Annotated in this window: 14 protein-coding genes and 2 pseudogenes; 15 read left to right on the top strand and 1 reads right to left on the bottom strand. The window is 62.6% G+C overall.

The features are described 5' to 3' along the window. The first annotated feature begins 59 nt into the window (after nt 1-59). The 15 genes and pseudogenes from ACT2B0_RS01775 to ACT2B0_RS01845 form a co-directional block, all read left to right on the top strand. A complete protein-coding gene (locus tag ACT2B0_RS01775) occupies nt 60-830 on the top strand; it encodes an SDR family oxidoreductase (RefSeq protein WP_473460813.1) in 771 nt (256 codons plus the stop codon). 46 nt (nt 831-876) lie between these two features. Continuing rightward, entirely contained in the window at nt 877-2184 is a 1308-nt protein-coding gene (locus ACT2B0_RS01780) for an aspartate aminotransferase family protein (RefSeq protein WP_473460814.1), read from the top strand. Between the two features lie 31 nt (nt 2185-2215). Next, a complete protein-coding gene (locus tag ACT2B0_RS01785; protein WP_473460816.1) occupies nt 2216-4285 on the top strand; it encodes a hydantoinase/oxoprolinase family protein in 2070 nt (689 codons plus the stop codon). Between the two features lie 10 nt (nt 4286-4295). Next, a complete protein-coding gene (locus tag ACT2B0_RS01790) occupies nt 4296-6041 on the top strand; it encodes a hydantoinase B/oxoprolinase family protein (protein WP_473460817.1) in 1746 nt (581 codons plus the stop codon). Nucleotides 6042-6075: 34 nt separating this feature from the next. After that, a complete protein-coding gene (locus ACT2B0_RS01795) occupies nt 6076-7251 on the top strand; it encodes an ABC transporter substrate-binding protein (protein WP_473460819.1) in 1176 nt (391 codons plus the stop codon). 32 nt (nt 7252-7283) lie between these two features. Next, a complete protein-coding gene (locus ACT2B0_RS01800) occupies nt 7284-8003 on the top strand; it encodes an ABC transporter ATP-binding protein (protein WP_473460820.1) in 720 nt (239 codons plus the stop codon). Next, nucleotides 7990-8715, top strand: a complete 726-nt coding sequence (locus ACT2B0_RS01805) for an ABC transporter ATP-binding protein (RefSeq protein ID WP_473460822.1) — start codon at nt 7990-7992, stop codon at nt 8713-8715. The genes ACT2B0_RS01800 and ACT2B0_RS01805 overlap by 14 nt, the downstream gene beginning before the upstream one ends. Continuing rightward, nucleotides 8715-9599, top strand: coding sequence for a branched-chain amino acid ABC transporter permease (locus ACT2B0_RS01810; RefSeq protein ID WP_473460824.1), 885 nt, complete (start codon nt 8715-8717; stop codon nt 9597-9599). The genes ACT2B0_RS01805 and ACT2B0_RS01810 overlap by 1 nt, the downstream gene beginning before the upstream one ends. 11 nt (nt 9600-9610) lie before the next feature. After that, complete coding sequence (locus ACT2B0_RS01815; RefSeq protein WP_473460826.1) at nt 9611-10648, top strand: branched-chain amino acid ABC transporter permease; 1038 nt, start codon at nt 9611-9613, stop codon at nt 10646-10648. A gap of 50 nt (nt 10649-10698) precedes the next feature. Beyond that, nucleotides 10699-11619, top strand: a complete 921-nt coding sequence (locus ACT2B0_RS01820) for a 3-hydroxyacyl-CoA dehydrogenase (RefSeq protein ID WP_473460828.1) — start codon at nt 10699-10701, stop codon at nt 11617-11619. Between the two features lie 24 nt (nt 11620-11643). Then, complete coding sequence (kce, locus tag ACT2B0_RS01825) at nt 11644-12573, top strand: 3,5-dioxohexanoate:acetyl-CoA acetone transferase (protein ID WP_473460830.1); 930 nt, start codon at nt 11644-11646, stop codon at nt 12571-12573. A 22-nt stretch (nt 12574-12595) separates the two neighbouring features. Then, nucleotides 12596-13621: a TRAP transporter substrate-binding protein DctP gene (gene dctP / locus ACT2B0_RS01830; RefSeq protein ID WP_481658441.1), complete on the top strand. Its 1026-nt coding sequence runs from the start codon at nt 12596-12598 to the stop codon at nt 13619-13621. A gap of 6 nt (nt 13622-13627) precedes the next feature. After that, complete coding sequence (locus ACT2B0_RS01835) at nt 13628-14140, top strand: TRAP transporter small permease subunit (protein ID WP_473460833.1); 513 nt, start codon at nt 13628-13630, stop codon at nt 14138-14140. Continuing rightward, the gene (locus tag ACT2B0_RS01840) at nt 14137-15444 is read left to right on the top strand and encodes a TRAP transporter large permease (RefSeq protein ID WP_473460835.1); all 1308 of its coding nucleotides are present in this window, start codon (nt 14137-14139) and stop codon (nt 15442-15444) included. Before ACT2B0_RS01835 ends, ACT2B0_RS01840 begins: the two co-directional genes overlap by 4 nt. 432 nt (nt 15445-15876) lie before the next feature. Beyond that, nucleotides 15877-16790: pseudogene (locus tag ACT2B0_RS01845) on the top strand (IS3 family transposase); the annotation flags it as partial. Between the two features lie 13 nt (nt 16791-16803). Here ACT2B0_RS01845 and ACT2B0_RS01850 read toward each other — a convergent pair. Then, nucleotides 16804-17859: pseudogene (locus ACT2B0_RS01850) on the bottom strand (IS110 family RNA-guided transposase); the annotation flags it as partial. Nucleotides 17860-17868 lie beyond the last annotated feature (9 nt).

Genomic DNA, 17868 nt, shown 5'->3' on the forward strand with positions numbered 1-17868 from the left:
AAGCTGCTTTTCTGTTTTTGCTATATCAGATTGATATGGGATGGGAAAGCGTCGAACAAGTGGCTGAATCGCTGCTCCAGGATCAGATTGCGGTGGTAACGGCTGCCGGCGGAGGTGCGGGTTCGGTCATCGCCGACACGCTCGCCCGAGCAGGCGCGCGGGTTTTCGCATGCGATGTGGATGCGAAAGGTCTGACCGCTCTGACCTCGCGCAATCCCACAATCCACGTCATCCACGCCGACGCAGGAGATGAGAGCGCTATAGAGCATATTGTTCGCGGCGCAGGCGGTCGCGTGGATCTCCTCGTCAACAATGTCGGCATTGCCGGGCCGACCGCAAATGCCGAGGACATCACGCTCCAGGACTGGAACGAATCGATCCGAGTCAACCTGACGAGCCACTTCCTTTTCACCCGCGCCGTAATACCCGGCATGAAGCTGCGACGTAGCGGCCTCATCCTCAACATTTCCTCCGGAAGTGCCCGGGTCGGTCTTCCCATGAGGCTGCCATACGTGGTGACCAAGGGCGCGGTATTGAGCATGACGAAGAACCTCGCGCGTGAACTGGGACCGCACGGTATCAGGGTCAATGCCATCCTTCCTGGAGCCATTCGTGGTGACCGCATCAATCGCGTGATCGACGCCAAGGCGTCCGCACTCGGGATCGACCGTATCGACTACGAAAAGCAGCTTCTTCGCTACGTCTCGCTGCGCACAATGGTGGAACCGGACGATATCGCCGCGATGATCGTCTTCCTTGCTTCGGCCGCCGGCGTCCGCATCTCGGGACAGATGATCGGCGTCGACGGGAACGTCGAATGGGAAGAATGAAGATGGGTCACGCCCGGTGGATGGTTGCGAGTAGGGGGTTGGCGCAATGACGATGCAGGGTCACAACGGTTTGCCAGCCGTGCTCGCCGGCGCAGCCAATGCCTATAGCGCGGCCAATCCCGAGAGCCAAGCTCTTCACGAACGCGCTCGGCGAGTGATGCCCGGCGGCAACACGCGCACGGTACTTTATTACGATCCGTTCCCGCTGGTGATGGTCTCAGGCTCCGGCTGTCGCCTGGAGGATGCAGACGGCCATACCTATGTCGATTTCCTCGGCGAGTTCACCGCGGGTCTCTACGGCCATTCCGATCCATTGATCGCGGAGGCCATCGGCAAGGCGGTCGCCAACGGCATAAACCTCGGAAGCCATGGGCGGCAGGAAGCAGCGTTCGCGGAGGCAATCAAGGAGCGGTACCCGTCGATGGAACTGCTGCGCTTCACGAATTCGGGCACCGAGGCGAACATGCTTGCACTCGCGCTCGCCAAACACGCAACCGGGCGCGGCAAGGTGATGGTGTTCGAAGGCGCCTATCATGGTGGCACGTTGACGTTTCCCGCCTCCGAGGTTCCCGTCAACTTGCCGCACGACTACGTGTTCTCCCGTTTCAACGAGATCGAAGCGACCCGGGAGGCTATCCGCGATACGGGTACCGACCTCGCTTGCGTGATCGTCGAACCGATGATGGGCGCCGGCGGCTGCATTCCAGGCGATCCCGCCTTTCTGCGGATGTTACGCGAGGAGACCAAGGCCGCAGGTGCACTCCTCCTCTTTGACGAAGTGATGACGTCCAGGTTGAGCCCAGGCGGATTGCAGTGGGAATTGGAGATAAGGCCGGATCTCACCACTCTCGGCAAGTACATAGGCGGGGGCATGTCTTTCGGTGCCTTTGGTGGCCGAGCCGACGTAATGTCCCATTTCGACCCTTCGAAGGCCGGCTCCCTGCCGCATGCCGGCACGTTCAACAACAACGCCCTCACCATGGCCGCAGGCCTCGCCGGACTTACGGGGCGCTTTACGCCCGCCGCCGCCCGCGAGCTCAATGAGCGCGGCGATTTGCTGCGGCGGCGGATCAACGCCGTGATGTCCGAGGCTGGGGCCGGCATAGTCGTCTCGGGGATAGGCTCGCTCATGAACATCCACCCGGTGGAAACCGAGCCGAGGCAGCCGGCCGACCTTGCTGCGGCCGACCAGCGAATGCGCGATCTCTTCTTCTTCGATCTGCTTGAAGACGGGTTCTACATCGCCCGCCGAGGGCTGATGGCGTTAAGCCTGCCGATAGGGGACGCGGAATGCGACGCGCTGGTCGAGGCAGTGTCCCGGCGCGCTCCGCGTTGGGCGGCGCTTGGCGGGTAAGACTGACGAGACATCGGGCAACGGGGGCGACATGCGGTTTGCGGTTGATACGGGAGGCACGTTCACGGACCTCGTCGTCGAGGACGATAGCGGCATCTGCCGACTCTACAAGGCAGCTACGACGCCACACGATCCAGTCGCCGGGATGCTCGATGCGCTTACCGTGGCAGCGGACGCCGCTGGCCGGTCACTCCCAGACTTCCTTGCCGGCGGTAGCACACTGCTGCACGGCACGACACATGCCATTAATGCCATTATCACGGGCAGGACGGCCCGCACCGCCCTGCTCACGACGTTGGGACATGGCGACATTCTGGTTCTGCGGGAAGGCGGTCGCGCAGAAACGTTCAATTTCACGCATGAGTTCCCCGAACCTTATATTCCCCGCAGTCTGACTTTTGAGATTCCCGAGCGGGTGATGGCCGATGGTTCTGTCCGTCATGGACTGGACGAACAGGCAGTGCTGTCGCAGATCGAACAACTGAAAGAAAAGTCGGTGGAGGCGGTCGCCGTATGCCTCCTATGGTCGATCGTCAATCCCGCGCACGAACTTAGGATCGGCGAGCTTCTCGAAAAACACCTTCCCGGCATCCCCTTTACGCTCTCGCACAGGCTCAACCCGGCCATCCGCGAGTTTCGGCGGGCATCGTCCGCTGCGGTTGATGCAGCGCTCAAGCCGATGATCGCACGCTATATGAGTGATCTGGAGCGGCGGCTGCGCGACGCCGGCTTCGGCGGCCGAGTGCTCATCGTCACTTCTCAGGCAGGCGTCATCGATGCCGCGGACGCTGCGCAGGCGCCGATCCATATCGTGAACTCTGGCCCGTCGATGGCACCTATCGCCGGTCGCTACTATGCAGCGATCGACAGTTCGGCCGCGGACACGATCATAGCGGATACCGGCGGCACAACTTACGATGTGTCGATCGTGCGCAAGGGTAACATCCCGACCACACGCGAGACATGGATCGGACCGCGATATCGCGGGATCATGCTCGGATTCCCTTGGGTGGACGTCAAGAGCGTAGGAGCTGGCGGCGGATCGATCGCCTCGATTGACGGCGGCGGCCTGCTGCGGGTTGGCCCCGCGAGCGCCGGTGCGGTCCCAGGTCCCGCATCCTACGGCCGCGGCGGCACACATGCCACGGTGACCGATGCCGCCGTTGCTCTCGGTCACATTGATCCAGCATATTTCCTTGGCGGCGCGATGACACTCGACGCGGAGGCGGCGCGCCGGGCCGTCGAGCGGGACGTTGCAATGCCCGGGCAACTCCCGGTCGCCGAGGCCGCTGATGCGGTCCTGACCATCGCAACCGAAAACATGGTGCAGGCCATTCTGGACATCACCGTCAAACAGGGCATCGACCCGCGCGAGGCGGTACTCATCGGCGGCGGCGGCGCGGCCGGCCTCAACTCCGTCCGGATCGCACGGCGCCTCGGCTGCCGGACGCTGATAATCCCCGAAACCGGTCCAGCCCTTTCTGCCGCCGGTGCGCTGATGTCGGAACTGAAGGCGGAGTACCATGCCGCGCTGGTTGCTCATTCCGACAGTTTCGACCACGAGGCGGTGAACGCCACGCTGGCCGCGCTGGCGCGAAGGGCGAAGGCATTTGCTGCCGGACCGGGGGCCGGCGCAATGGAGACCACGATTTCGTTCAAGGCCGACGCGCGCTACGCGACCGAAGTCTGGGAGATCGAGGTACCACTGCGCGGCGGCGTGATCGCCGACGCCGACGCGCTGTTGGAGTTCGTCGAGGATTTCCACCGTACGCACGAAATGCTTTTCTCGTTCCGCGACGAAGGGTCCCTCATCGAGGTGGTCGGCTGGACGGCGTCGGTGACGTGCCGGCTATCCGAAAGGAAGGAGCTGCGTCTCGCTTCGCCCGCCGGCATCAAGGAAAAGTGGGTCCGCAACGCCTGGTTTGCGGGCGTCGGGTGGGCGGAGACCACCGTTTATCGCTTCGAGACATTGAAGGCGGGGGAACGGATCAACGGTCCGGCCATCGTGGAGAACGACTACACCACGGTCATCGTAGACCCGGGCGCGAGCGCCGAGAGGCGACCGTCCGGCAGTCTAGTCATTGACGTCGGCCAGCAGTGAGGAAACGGCCATGGATCTCGTGACACTCGCACTGTTGAACAATCGCTTTGAAGGCGTCGCCCGCAAGATGGCGAACACGCTGCTCAGGACCGGACGTTCGGGTGTGCTCAATATCGCGCGCGACTTTTCCTGTTGCATCGTGACTGCCGACGCGCAGCTTCTGGTCGCCAACGAGGGCCTGCCCATCCACGTGCTCTCCGGACCAGACATCATGGCTAAGTTCATGAAGGAATACTGCCCCGATCTCAAAGCGGGCGACGCTTTCATCAACAATTCGCCTTACCACGGCTGCAGCCACGCGGCCGATCACACGATTCTGGTGCCGATCGTCGACGACGCGGGACGACACCGGTTCACGGTGCTGGCGAAGGCTCATCAGGCCGACATCGGCAATTCAATTCCCACTACCTATCACGGTGCGGCACGCGACGTTTACGAGGAAGGCGCGCTTATCTTCCCGTCGGTGCGGGTGCAGGAGAACTATCGGACCAACCAGGATTTTGTTCGCATGTGCCGCATGCGCATCCGCGTCCCGGATCAGTGGTGGGGAGATTTCCTTGCGGCGCTTGGGGCTGCGAGGATCGGAGAACAGGAAATTAGGGCAATGGCGGCTGAAGTCGGATGGGATGCGCTCGAGGCTTTCAGCCGGGAATGGCTCGACTATTCCGAAAAGCGCATGATCGACGCGCTGTGCGCCCTGCCCAGTGGTCGCGCGAGCCGTGTAAGCAGGCACGATCCGTTCCCCGGCACGCCGGACGACGGCATCCCGGTCACGGTACATGTCGGGGTCGACGCCGAAGCCGCGCGAATCTCCGTCGATCTCACCGAGAACATGGATTGCCTTCCTTGCGGCCTCAACCTTTCGGAGGCCTGCACGCGCACAGCCGCCATGGTTGGCATCTTCAATTCAATCGATCATTCCGTGCCGAAGAACGCCGGCAGTTTCCGACGCATTGACCTGAAGCTCAGGGAGAATTGCGTCGTTGGGGTGCCCCGCCATCCGACCTCCTGCTCGGTGGCTACCACTAACGTGGCAGACCGTGTCGCAAACCCGGTCCAGTGCGCCATCGCGGAGATCGCGGAGAGCAAGGGAATGGCCGAATGCGGCGCCGTCATTCCGCCTTCGGTCGCGGTGATTTCGGGCATCCACCCACGCGACGGCAAACCTTTCATCAACCAGGTGTTCTTGGGAATGACCGGCGGCGCCGGCAGCCCCGACGCAGACGCTTGGTTGACCATTGGCCACGTGGGTAACGCGGGCATGTGTAACTTGGATTCGATCGAACTCGACGAGTTGCGCCAGCCGCTCTATGTCGCGTCACGCCGGCTGCTACCGGACACGGAGGGCGCCGGCGAGCATGTCGGGGCGCCGTCGATAGCGGTCGAATTCGGCCCCGTCGGTTGCGACATCTCTGTCGGCTACGTCAGCGACGGGGTCGTCAACGCCGCGCTGGGCACGCGTGGCGGCGGGAAAGGCGGCCCGGCCAACCAATATCTGATTAAGGAGGACGGGAGTCGCGAACCCTTGCCGTCCTGCGCGCAAGTTGACGTGGCGGACGGTCAACTCGTCCTGTCCATATCAGCTGGCGGCGGCGGCTACGGAAACCCGAAGTCCCGGCCGGCGGATAAGGTCGCCCGCGATGTGCGGTTGGGGCGGATCACGGCCGAACGTGCGCGCGCCGTCTATGGCGTGGCGCTGGGCATGGACGGTTCGATTGAACCTGAAGAAACCGCGCGGCTTCGCGCGGCGGCATGAGCACGACTGGAACTGGTGAAGGAGGAACCATCACATGAAAACGGGAACGCGCTTCTTTCTGACTGCACTTGTCGCGACGACGCCACTTACGGCCGCCGCCCAGGAAGACGTGACGGTCGGCTTCGCGATTGCACTGTCCGGCTTTGTCGCGCCTTATGACGACGGGCCTTACAAGGCCGCCAAGCTCGCAATTGAAGATATCAATGCCAAGGGCGGGCTCCTCGGGCGCAAGATTGTAGAGGTATCAGCCGATACCGCGTCCGATCCTGCACAGGGCGCAACGGCGGCCACGGACGTCTTATCCAAGAATGCCGAACTCGTCATGGTCACCTGCGACTTCGATTTCGGTGCACCCGCCGCCCTCGTCGCCCAGTCGCAGAACAAAATCGCCTTCTCGTCCTGCGCCGCCGACGCCAAGTTCGGCGTGCAGGGCATAGGCCCGAATGCCTATACCATGGCCACGGCCACGAACCACCAGGGCGCCATCTTGGCAGAGCTCGCCTGGAACACGCTCGGCAAGCGGAACGTCTACATCCTTAACGACCTCCAGGTCGAATACAACAAGTCGCTGTGTTCCAACTTTGAGAAGCGCTGGCGCGAACTTGCCGGCGGCGACGGTGTTACCGGGTATGACGAATACAATGCCGGCAACGACACCGTCATCCCCGCGCAGGTCAGTCGTATGAAGGACGCTGAGGCGAAGTCGGACCTGATTATGTTCTGCGGAGCGATCAACGGCGCTTCCTACGTGCGCCAGATCCGCGCTGCTGGCATCGACCTGCCCATGATTACAGGCGAGTCGATGGACGGAACATACTGGTTGGAGGCGGTTCCGGACTTGAGCGAATTCTACAACCTCAGCTACGGGAGTATTCACGGCGACGACCCCAGTTCCCGTGTCAACGATTTTGTGGCGAAATTCACGAAGGCGTACGGAGAGCCGCCGGTAACGGGACACGCGCTCACCGGCTATGGAGTGATCGAAGCCTGGGCGCGGGCGGTTGAAAGCGCAGGCTCTTTCGAAGCGGATGCCGTTCGCGCAAAACTCGACGCTTTCTCCGGCGAGGATTTGCTGGTCGGGAAGACATTCTTCACTAGCGACCTGCACATCAATAACAGCCGGCCCATGACGATTATCAAAATCGATGGTGGGAAAGCGACCTCGCTAGGCGTTTTCGACGCCGAAAAGACCCCCGAGATCACATTCTGAGGCGAAAGGGGTACGAGAACCGGACGGCGAAGGTGATCACGCTTCGTGCCCAAAATATCGGTGTACGATTTGGCGGCGTGCTGGCACTCCACGACGTCTCCCTTGAGATCAGGCCCGGCGAAATCGTCGGCCTGATCGGGGCCAACGGTGCCGGGAAGAGCACGCTCATAAACGTAATGTCGGGCTTCCAGCGGCCGACGGCCGGCGACGTTTTGCTGGGCGACCGGGCTTTGCTGAGACTTCCCCCTTACTCGGTCGCGCGGGCGGGCGTGGCTCGAACATTCCAGGGCGTGCGGCTGTTCGGGGAACTCACCATCGCCGAGAACGTGGCCGCGGTGGCCGCGGTCGTGGGGAGTCCGGCATTTGCCATAGAGGAGCTCGTCGTTGCAGTCGGGCTAACAGGTGACTTCGACAGGAAGGCCGCGACCCTGAGCTATTCTGATCAGAGGAAACTGGCGATCGCCCGCGCGCTAGCCCTGGAACCGGCTTTTCTGCTCCTCGACGAGCCTGCCGCGGGAATGTCGCCGCAGGAGGCCGAACAGCTGGGCGTCGCACTCGAGGAGCTTGTCGAGGACAGGGGAATCGGGCTGCTGCTGGTCGAGCACAACATGGATCTCGTCATGTCTGTCTGTCAGCGGCTGGTCGTCCTGGACGTGGGCCGCGTCATCGCGAGCGGGGCGCCGGCTGCGGTGCGCGCCGATCCGAGCGTCCGGGCGGCCTATCTCGGCGGGGTGCCACATGGCGCTGCTTGAGCTCGACCGCATCTGGGTAAGCTACGGTCCGGTCCCGGCGCTGCGGGACGTGTCACTTTCGCTCGAAGAAGGGGAGACGCTCGCGGTCGTGGGGCCGAACGGCGCTGGCAAGACCACGCTTACGCTCGCCATCGCCGGTGCGCTGCCCGCAGCCGCAGGGACCGTGCGGCTTGACCAGCGGCCAATCGGCGGCCTCCGGACAGAGGATGTCGCCCTGATGGGTATTGCGCTGGTGCCTGAGGGGCGCCGCATCTTCGACGGATTGACCGTCCACGAGAACCTGCTTTTGGGGATGTCGCGGAGGCTCGGAGACCGTGCGGCGCGAAGCAAGGCGTTGGCAGAGATCCACGCCATGTTTCCGATCCTCGCCGAGCGCCGCAACGGCTTGGCAACCCGGCTCTCCGGCGGCGAGCAGCAGCAGCTTGCCATCGCTCGCGCGTTGCTCTCGCGCCCCCGCCTCCTGATCCTCGACGAGCCGTCACTCGGACTTGCACCGCTTCTGGTCGACCGCGTCTATGACGTCCTTCGGGAATTGCGCGCTACTGGTCTTAGCATCCTGCTGGTCGAGCAGAATCCAGTTCGGATAGGTTTCGTGGCCGATCGCGTGATCGTGCTCTCCGGGGGTGCGGTGCGTCTGGAGGGAAGGGCCGCCGATCTGCTCGGAGACGCGCGGTTGGAAAACGCTTACCTTTCCGGCGAAGGGCACGCCTGATGAGCTGGGTCATCCAGGCCCTGATTGACGCCATGAGCATTGGCTCAATCTACGCTCTGACGGCGCTCGGCATAGGCCTGATATTCGGCATCATGCGGCTGATCAACTTCGCCCATGCCGAGTTTATCACCGTGACAGTCTACATTCTCGTGCTGGCGATCGGGCTGGGTTTTCCCATAGCTCTCTTTCTCGCGGCGGGCGGCGCGCTTCTGTTGGCGCTGTTGTCGGAGCGGCTGGCGTTCCGCCCCGTCCGGGGGGCCAATCCCTCTACGCTTTTGATCACCAGTTTCGCGCTCAGCTACCTGCTACAGAACACTCTGGTCCTAGTCTTCGGAGCTCGCCCGATGGGATTGAACATCCTGCCTTCGCTTTCCAGGCCGCTGCTGATCGGCGACGTGCGCGTGCCCATGATCCAGGTCGTCACGATCGGCGTGACTATCCTGCTGCTCCTTGCCACGGGCGCCTTCCTGCGCAAAACGCGAATCGGCATCGAGATGCGAGCGGCTGCCGCGGACTTCCAGATGGCGCGGCTGCTGGGCATACGCGCCAACCGGGTCATAGCGGTGGCCTTCGGGCTGAGCGGCATCTTGGCCTCATCAGCGGCGGTGCTTTACGTGGCCCAAACGGGCGTCGTCGAACCTCGCCTCGGGCTTCACCTCGCCCTTATCGGCTTTGTGGCGACCGTGGTCGGCGGCATGGGCAGCCTCCCCGGCGCGGTTCTCGGTGGCCTGGCTGTTGGCATGGTCACGGTATTCTTGCAAGTGCTGCTGCCGGCTGACCTGCGTCCCTTCCGCGAGGCGTTCGTGTACCTGGCGGTCATCTTCGTCCTCGTCCTGAGGCCGCAGGGCCTCTTCCGACCCGCGTCCGCCCGCGAGCGCGTCTGATGCGATCGCGGGTGCAGACATACCTCCTGCTCGCAGGGCTGATCCTGCTGGCGACGCTACCCGGATATCTCGGGTCTGCAGCGAGCGCGCGCTTCGCGATCGACATGATGATCAAGTTGGCGTTCGTGATCGGTCTCTCAATCTTCGTCTCGAACACCGGCATCCTTTCGTTCGGACATGCGGCCTTCGCGGGGATCGCGGCCTACGCCGCGGCCTGGTTTACGATCCCCGTGATGACCAAGAAGGTGTTTTTGCCCGACCTCCCTGCCTTCGTGCTTTCGACCGACTTGGGGTTCTGGGGTGGGATGGCGACGGGGATGCTGCTCGCTGCCTTCGTGGCTGCCATCTTTGGCGTCGCCGTGGTTCGGCTGGCGGGCATCGGCGCGAGCATCGCGACTCTGGCGTTCCTCGCTATCGTAAACACCACCATGTCGCACGCGACCGGCCTGACCAAGGGAACGGCCTCGCTGATCGGGTTGCCTCTTTTGGTCAACCTGCCAGTCGCCACGGCCGTGGTTCTTGCCTCGCTCCTGGTGGCTAGCGTCTTTGCCGGTTCGCGGGCGGGCTTGATGCTTCGGGCCTCGCGCGAAGACGAGGTGGCCGCGCTCGCCTCGGGCATCGCAGTTCGTCGGCTGCGGCTCGCCGCTTTCATCCTTTCGGCGGCCGTCGTGGGGGCAAGCGGCGTCCTGCAAGGACATGCAATCGGCATACTCTCCGTCAGCCAGTTCTATTTGGAATTAACCTTTCTCACACTGGCAATGCTCGTCATCGGCGGCCAGAACAGCCTTTCGGGCGCGGTGGTCGGTGCGATTGTCATTGCCTTCCTCGGCGAAATGCTCCGCACCGTTGCCGGCGGGTTCACCCTCGCCGGGTTGACTGTTCCGGCAGTGCCGGGCCTGCGCGAGGTCGCGCTGGCGATCATTATGCTCGCCGTCCTCATGTTGCGACCGAGCGGCATCATGGGAAACCGCGAACTCAGCCTGGCAAACCTTCGCCGACGCGGAGTTCGGCCACAGGAAGACCGCGTCAATACTGCGATATCAGATTGACGGCCGGCGGATTTCGAGCTTAACTGCGATAACAGAAAGGACGCGGGATCATGCGTGCGGGCGTCATCGGTACGGGTCTGATTGGTCGCGGCTGGGCAACAGCATTTGCCCGGGCGGGCTGGGACGTCAGCATATGGGACCACGTGCCTGCCGTCGCCGCCTCGGCTCTCTCCTCGATCAAGACGGCACTTGACGATATGGCGGCAGTCGGACTTGTCGCCGATCCGGTCGCTGCGGCCGCACGAGTAGTCGTCGCAGATACACTTTCGGAAGCCGTGGACGGCGCTGACTACGTCCAGGAAAGCGTCCCGGAGAACGTAGATGCGAAGCGTGACGTGTTCGAGCTTCTCGATAAACAGGCGCCGCTAGGAGTGCCGGTCGCAAGCTCCTCCAGCACGATCATCGGGAGTCGGTTCCTATCCGGGATCCGCGGGCGCGACCGATGCATAGTGGCCCATCCGGCAAATCCGCCACACCTCATGCCGGTGGTGGAGGTCGCACCCTCGCCGTGGCACGCCGATGCTTTTGTAGGCGAGACCTGCCGCCTGCTTGCATCAATCGGCCAGGTGCCGGTCGTGGTGCGCCAGGAGATTGAAGGGTTTGTCATGAACCGACTGCAGACGGCGGTGGTGAACGAAGCCGTCGCGCTTGTCGCAAGAGGCGTGATGGATCCCGCGGACGTGGACGCGGTGATGAAACACAGCCTTGGGCTCCGCTGGAGCCTGATGGGACCATTCGAGACCATGGACCTGAACGCCCCCGACGGATTCCTCGACTACGCCACCCGTTACGGTCACCTCTACCAAGCAATGGGACGCGACCTGCACGTCGCGGACGCTTGGCAGAACGATACTTTGCAGACGATCGAAGACAGGAGGCGGAGGGAAACCCCCCGCGCGGCGGTCGGCGAGCGGATGCGCTGGCGCGACCGGGCGCTCATGCGCCTCATGTCACTGAAGAATGAGCTTTAATTCCAGCGGCAAGGAGTCGATTTCATGACGGGAAAAGTTATCATCACCGCTGCGATAACCGGCGGCATCCACACGCCAACCATGTCGTCGCATCTACCGATCACGCCGCAGGAGATCGCCGCGTCGGCAATCGAGGCAGCAGAGGCGGGCGCCGCAATTATCCACCTGCACGCGCGCGATCCCGAGACCGGGAGACCGAGGCAGGATCCGGAACTGTTTATGCAGTTCCTGCCCCGCATCAAGCAATCGACCGATGCCGTGCTGAACCTGACGACGGGCGGCGGGCTCGGCATGACGCTGGACGAACGCCTGGCGCCAGCCCACCGCGCGAGGCCTGAAGTCACTAGCCTTAATATGGGCTCCATGAACTTCTCTGTCGCCCAACTCGCGCACAAGTACACGGATTGGAAGTTCGACTGGGAAAAGCCCTACGTGGAGAACTCATGGAGCACGATCTATCCCAACAGCTTCGACATGATCGAGCGCATTATGGTGGAGGTCGGCCAAGCCTATGGCACCCGCTTCGAGTTCGAATGCTACGATCTGGGCCATCTCTACAACCTGAGGCAGTTTGTCGACCGCGGCCTGGTCGAGCCACCATTCTTCATTCAGGGGGTATTCGGCATCGCCGGGGGGATGGGCGCCGAACTCGACAACCTAATGTTCTTCAAGCAGACGGCAGACCGGCTCTTCGGGTCGGACTACCGACTGTCTTCTTTCGGCATCGGGAAGGCCCAGATGGGATTCTTGACGATGACGGCATTGCTGGGGGGAAATGTACGGGTGGGACTTGAGGACTCTCTCTACATCGGACGCGGCCAACTCGCCCGGTCAAACGCCGAACAAGTGACCAAGATAAGGCGGATCATTGAGGAACTTGGGTTGGAAATCGCCACGCCCGCAGAGGCGCGCAAAATCCTGGGGCTGAAAGGCGGCGACAAGGTCGGATTCTGACTACAATAGCGGAGAATGGGAAATGAACATGAAACGTCGTGAATTGTTTACTGCCGCGGCCGCCGCAGCGGGCACCGTTGCATTGGCCGCGCCGGCCGTCGCGCAAGACACGTTCCGCTGGCGGATGGCAAACCTCTATCCGCGCGGCGTATCCTTTGGGATCGCATACGAAGCCTTCACCAAAAAGGTCGAGGCAATGACTGGGGGCCGTCTTGTGATTGAGAACGTCTATGACGGCGAAGGGGTCGGTGCCACCGAAGTCTTTTCGGCGGTCAAGAGCGGACTGGTCGAAATGGGCTCGCCCTACATGGCGCTGCATGCCGGCGAACTGCCGGCCGGCGTGGTGGAACTCGGCCTGCCCGGCGGTCCCGAACGCTTCGATCAGATCTATACGATGATCTCCAAGGGAGGTTGGGGTGAAATCCTGAAAGAGACCTACGGCAGCCAGGGACTCGTCCATATTGGTGACATCATGCAACCGGGTGTGTACCTACTGACCAAGAAGCCGATCAATTCCCCCGACGATCTCGCCGGCATGAAGCTGCGCGCGCCCGGTGCCTATGGCAGTCACATGCGCCACCTGGGCGTGGCGCCGGTCACCATGGCCTTCGCCGAGGTGTACACCAGTCTCGCCACGGGCGTGATCGACGGCTGTGCAAGTTCCAACCTCGTCGACTACCGTGACGGCAAATGGTTCGAGCAGGCCAAGTACCTCTACCCGCTGCCCCTCTCGGGCGCCCAGACCAGCCCCGTCATCGTCAATAAAGCGGCTTGGGAATCGTTGCCGGCCGACCTTCAGGTTGCGCTGCTGGCGGCACAGGTCGACCATTGCTGGGAACATGTCGGCCTTTCCATAATGGCGGTGGGTGAGGCGGTTGAGCAGATGAAGGCGGGAGGCGCCGAATTCACGGCAGCGCCGCCGGAGGAGGACCGCCAGAAATGGCGGCAGGCCGCCGAGGAGGTTTGGCAGGAATATGCCGCCGCCGATCCCGCATCGAAGCGGCTCATCGAGGCGCAGGAAAGTTTCCTGGCCAAGATCGGTGCCTGACGCTGAATGAAGCGCCTGCGCAACATCGCGGCGGTCATTGATCAGCTGAGCGAGCGGACCGGCCGCGCGCTGAGCTGGCTAATGCCTGCGATGGTGCTCGTGATCGCGTTCGAGGTCGTGGCGCGCTATCTGTTCGCCGCACCCACGATCTGGGCGTACGACAGCGGCCTTTTGCTATACGCTTGGCTCGGTCTTCTCGGCGGTGGATTCGCCATGAAGCGCGGGACCCACATCCGGGTTGACCTGTTCAGGGATCGGCTATCCCCGCGCGGCCAGGCGATCCTCGAACTGATCGGTGCGCCGCTCGTAACGTTCTTCCTCTGCCTCGTGGTCTGGCAGGTGGGCTACGCTGCACTCGACACATGGCAAACCGGGAGCCGCCGTCCCACCGAATGGGCGCCCCCGCTTGTGCTGTTTCTAGGTGCTGCGCCTCTCGGGGCGGCCTTACTGCTCCTGCAACTGGTGTCCCAGGTCATCAAGGCGCTAGACGTGCTGATGCACGGAGGCGGTTTCCGATGAGCGTCGAACTCCTCACCCTTGTGCTCTTCGGTGCGGTTCTCCTCGTCTTCGCAATGGGTATTCCCGTAGGTTTCGGCCTCGGAGCGGTCTCGATGGCGATCGCCACTTTCGCTTGGGGACCCCAAGCCTACAAGCTGATCCCGACCACCGCACTCAACTCCGTGACGAGTTTCATCCTGTTGTCGATTCCGCTGTTCCTGTTCATGGGGCAGATGCTGGTTCGTTCGGGCCTGGGCGAGGCAATGTTCCAGGCCGCCTACGTTCTGGCAGGCCGTTTGCGTGGCGGGCTCGCGCTGGGTGTCATCGGTGTCTGCAGTCTGATCGGAGCTATGGTCGGCATAATCGGTGCCGGTATTATGACCGCCGGCTCCGTCGCCATGCCGCCGATGCTGGCGCGCGGCTACGACCGACGGCTGGCACTCGGCGTGGTCATGGCCGCGGGAAGCCTCGGCATCCTGATACCCCCGAGTGTTCCGATGATCATCTTCGGCGCGGCGACGAGCACCTCGATCGGCAAGCTGTTTGCGGCGGCTCTGCTCCCGGCTCTGCTGCTCGTGCTGTTCTTTGCCCTTTACGTTGTCGTGCTGTGCTGGCTGAAGCCGAATGCCGGCCCGGCGATCGAGTTCCGGCCGACGCGACGCGACAAAACCCTTGCGGCGCGAGACGGCGGCGTGGCCTTCCTGCTGATCCTTGCGGTGCTCGGCACCATCCTTGGCGGCCTCGCAACACCGACCGAGGCCGGCGCATTGGGAGCGGTCGGCGCGACGCTCGTGGCGGTCCTCTATGGACGATTCAATATCGGCGTCCTGCGCAGTGCGAGCATCGAAGCGGGCCAGCTTGCATCGGTCGTGGCATGGATCGTGCTCGGTGCCGCCGTCTTCTCCAATTTCCACCTCCTGATGGGCGCGGGGCGCCTGCTCAACCGTTTTTCTGCCGATTCCGGCCTGCCGCCTATCGCCATTATCCTGATGATGCAGCTCTCGATGATTCTGCTCGGCATGATCATTGACGAGATGATCATCGTCATAGTGTGTGCGCCGCTCTACACGCCTATAGCGGTTGCGCTCGGCTACGATCCGATCTGGTTCGGTATCCTCATGATCATCAACATGAGCATCGCGGTGCAGACGCCGCCCTACGGTTTTGCGCTGTTCTACCTGAAGGCGGTGGCACCGCCAGATATAACTATGGCCGACATCTATCGATCAGTCGCTCCCTTCGTAATGTTGAAGGGGTTACTTCTATTCGTTGTCATGCTGTACCCGCCGATCGCAACTTGGTTGCCGAGCATGCTATTCGACTAGCCGACATCTGGTGTGTGATGCGCGAAGAGGTACGTGAACTGGCCCCCGATTTCGACCGCGGGAGGCTTGAGGCTATCCTCAAGCACGGCTGACGATTATCGACGGATCGAACTGATCACCGGCGAGGCACGGCGCCGACACTAGACGACCGAACAAAAGCTGCAGATCATCGAGGTGGCCTGCTGCCGGTTTCGTGGACACCAAGATAGGGTATTTGACGGAACTGGACAGTCAGTGAACTGTTCGAATTCGCTTGGTTCGAGCGATCGTGAGAGCGACGGTGGATTTCGAGTATTTCCGTAGCTGGCTGGTTGAGGGGCTCGGCTATGGCCACGGTTCCAAAGGCGGTCGGCCGCCGTTCGACCCGTGACCTGCTCCCCTGAGATGTTCCCGATTTTGGGTTAGCCTGTTCCTCAATGAAGGAGACAGGCAATGAAGCGATCCAGGTTTTCGGAAGAACAGATCATCGGCATTCTGAAGGAGCATCAGGCTGGCATGACGGCCGGTGAGCTGTGCCGCAAACACGGGATATCCGACGCGACCTTTTACACCTGGCGCAAGAAGTATGGCGGCATGGAGGTGTCTGAGGCCAAGCGGCTGAAGGCGCTGGAGGAGGAGAATGCGCGCCTGAAGAAGCTTCTGGCGGAGTCGATGATGGATGTGTCGACGCTGCGTGAGATGCTGGCAAAAAACTTCTGACGCCCGGTTCGAGGAGGAATGCCGTGAACTGGGCCATTGAAGAGAGAGGATATTCCCAACGCCGCGGCTGCGATCTGGTGGGCATCGCGCCGCGCGTCTACCGCTATCGCTCATCGCGGCCGGACGATGTCGGCCTGCGCCAGCGGCTGCGCGAGCTGGCGGCGGAGCGCCGGCGCTTCGGCTACCGCCGCCTGCACCTGCTCTTGAGGCGGGAGGGCATGACGGTGAACTGGAAGAAGCTCTATCGCCTCTACAAGGAGGAGCGGCTGACGGTTCGAAAGCGCGGCGGCCGCAAGCGAGCCTTGGGCACACGGGGACCGATGGCGATCCCGCAGGACGCCAACCAGCGCTGGAGCCTCGACTTCGTCTCCGACACCCTGATTGATGGCAGGCGCTTTCGCATCCTGTGCGTCATCGACGACTTCAGCCGGGAATGCCTGGCAACCGTCGTTGATAACTCGATCTCGGGCGAGCGGGTTGCCCGCGAACTCGACCGGATCGCCGAACGGCGCGGCTTTCCCTGCATGATCGTCTCCGACAACGGTACGGAACTGACCTCGAATGCCATGCTCAAATGGCAGCAGGACAGGAGTGTCGAATGGCACTACATCGCGCCTGGCAAGCCGATGCAGACGGATGTTGTAGAATAGCCCTATCGGCTCACGATGCCGCCTTTTCCACAACCTTCGTCTTGCCCGGCCGAGTCCGCCATCGGGAAGTCGCTGCTGCATAGGCAGCTTCCGCCTTCTCGACTCGGGATCGTTCTTCTGCGCGCTTGGCCGGGATATTGTAGTCGAAGGCGGTGCCGCGCTTGGCATGGCTCGTAGGGAGGCCGGCACGCAGCTCGACCGATCTGAACTTGCGGGCGAGCAAGGCCGGCCGGGCCCAGATGTAGTCGGCATCCTTGATCAGCATGTGCCAGATGATCATCACAAGCTTGCGCGCGGTGGCGACGGCCGCGATATGCTTACCCCGTCGCGAGGCGATCCGCTTGTAGAAGGCACGCAGAGGACCCGGCGAGCGCGCAGCCGCCCATGCCGCCTCAACCAACATCCCCCGCGCGTGACCTCGGCCCTGTTTCGTTATGCGTCCATGATAGGCCGGCCCTTCACCGGACTGCCGCACGCTCGGATTGAGGCCAAGATAGGCGACAAGCCTCTGTGGATCGCTGAAGCGACGAATGTCGCCGATCGCCGCGGCGACGCTCGCAGCCACTGTGACGTCGAGGCCGGGCAACGTCATTAGGCGGCGGATTGTCGGATCCTGGAGGCCATGCACGGCGATATCCGCCTCGACCACCTTCAACGCCTCGTTGACCTGGTTAATCAAGCCGAGGTGGCGTTCGATGGCGGCGCGCTCATCCGCAGGCAATATTTGCCTCGTCAGCCATTTACGCCCGCTGATCCCGACGAGGTTCCCATGCGGACATGGCGGGATCAGATGTGCGTGGAGTATCGACTGGATCAGGTTCTTCAGCCGCGAACGCTGGCGAACCAGTTGCGTCCGCCTGGTGACCTGTCTTCGAAGCGCAAGCGTCTCCGGGTCTGGGACCCAGACCTCCGGCAGAAAGCCCGAGGCGTAGAGCTTCGCAAGGACAGTGGCATCGATCGTGTCGGTCTTCACCTTCGCATGCGCGATCATGTGCACCTGCTTGGGATTGGCGATCACGATCCGATCCACGTAGGGCGACAGTACTTCAGCAACGGCCGCTGCATGTTAGTGTCC

This window comes from Nitratireductor sp. J20-h4 (assembly GCF_056780505.1).

Excerpts from the sequence above, each read along its gene's own strand:
- ACT2B0_RS01785 (WP_473460816.1), top strand. The coding sequence starts at position 2,216 with ATGCGGTTTGCGGTTGATACGGGAGGCACGTTCACGGACCTCGTCGTC.
- ACT2B0_RS01810 (WP_473460824.1), top strand. The coding sequence starts at position 8,715 with ATGAGCTGGGTCATCCAGGCCCTGATTGACGCCATGAGCATTGGCTCA.
- ACT2B0_RS01795 (WP_473460819.1), top strand. The coding sequence starts at position 6,076 with ATGAAAACGGGAACGCGCTTCTTTCTGACTGCACTTGTCGCGACGACG.
- ACT2B0_RS01790 (WP_473460817.1), top strand. The coding sequence starts at position 4,296 with ATGGATCTCGTGACACTCGCACTGTTGAACAATCGCTTTGAAGGCGTC.
- ACT2B0_RS01835 (WP_473460833.1), top strand. The coding sequence starts at position 13,628 with ATGAAGCGCCTGCGCAACATCGCGGCGGTCATTGATCAGCTGAGCGAG.
- kce (WP_473460830.1), top strand. The coding sequence starts at position 11,644 with ATGACGGGAAAAGTTATCATCACCGCTGCGATAACCGGCGGCATCCAC.
- ACT2B0_RS01805 (WP_473460822.1), top strand. The coding sequence starts at position 7,990 with ATGGCGCTGCTTGAGCTCGACCGCATCTGGGTAAGCTACGGTCCGGTC.
- dctP (WP_481658441.1), top strand. The coding sequence starts at position 12,596 with ATGAACATGAAACGTCGTGAATTGTTTACTGCCGCGGCCGCCGCAGCG.
- ACT2B0_RS01820 (WP_473460828.1), top strand. The coding sequence starts at position 10,699 with ATGCGTGCGGGCGTCATCGGTACGGGTCTGATTGGTCGCGGCTGGGCA.
- ACT2B0_RS01840 (WP_473460835.1), top strand. The coding sequence starts at position 14,137 with ATGAGCGTCGAACTCCTCACCCTTGTGCTCTTCGGTGCGGTTCTCCTC.
- ACT2B0_RS01780 (WP_473460814.1), top strand. The coding sequence starts at position 877 with ATGACGATGCAGGGTCACAACGGTTTGCCAGCCGTGCTCGCCGGCGCA.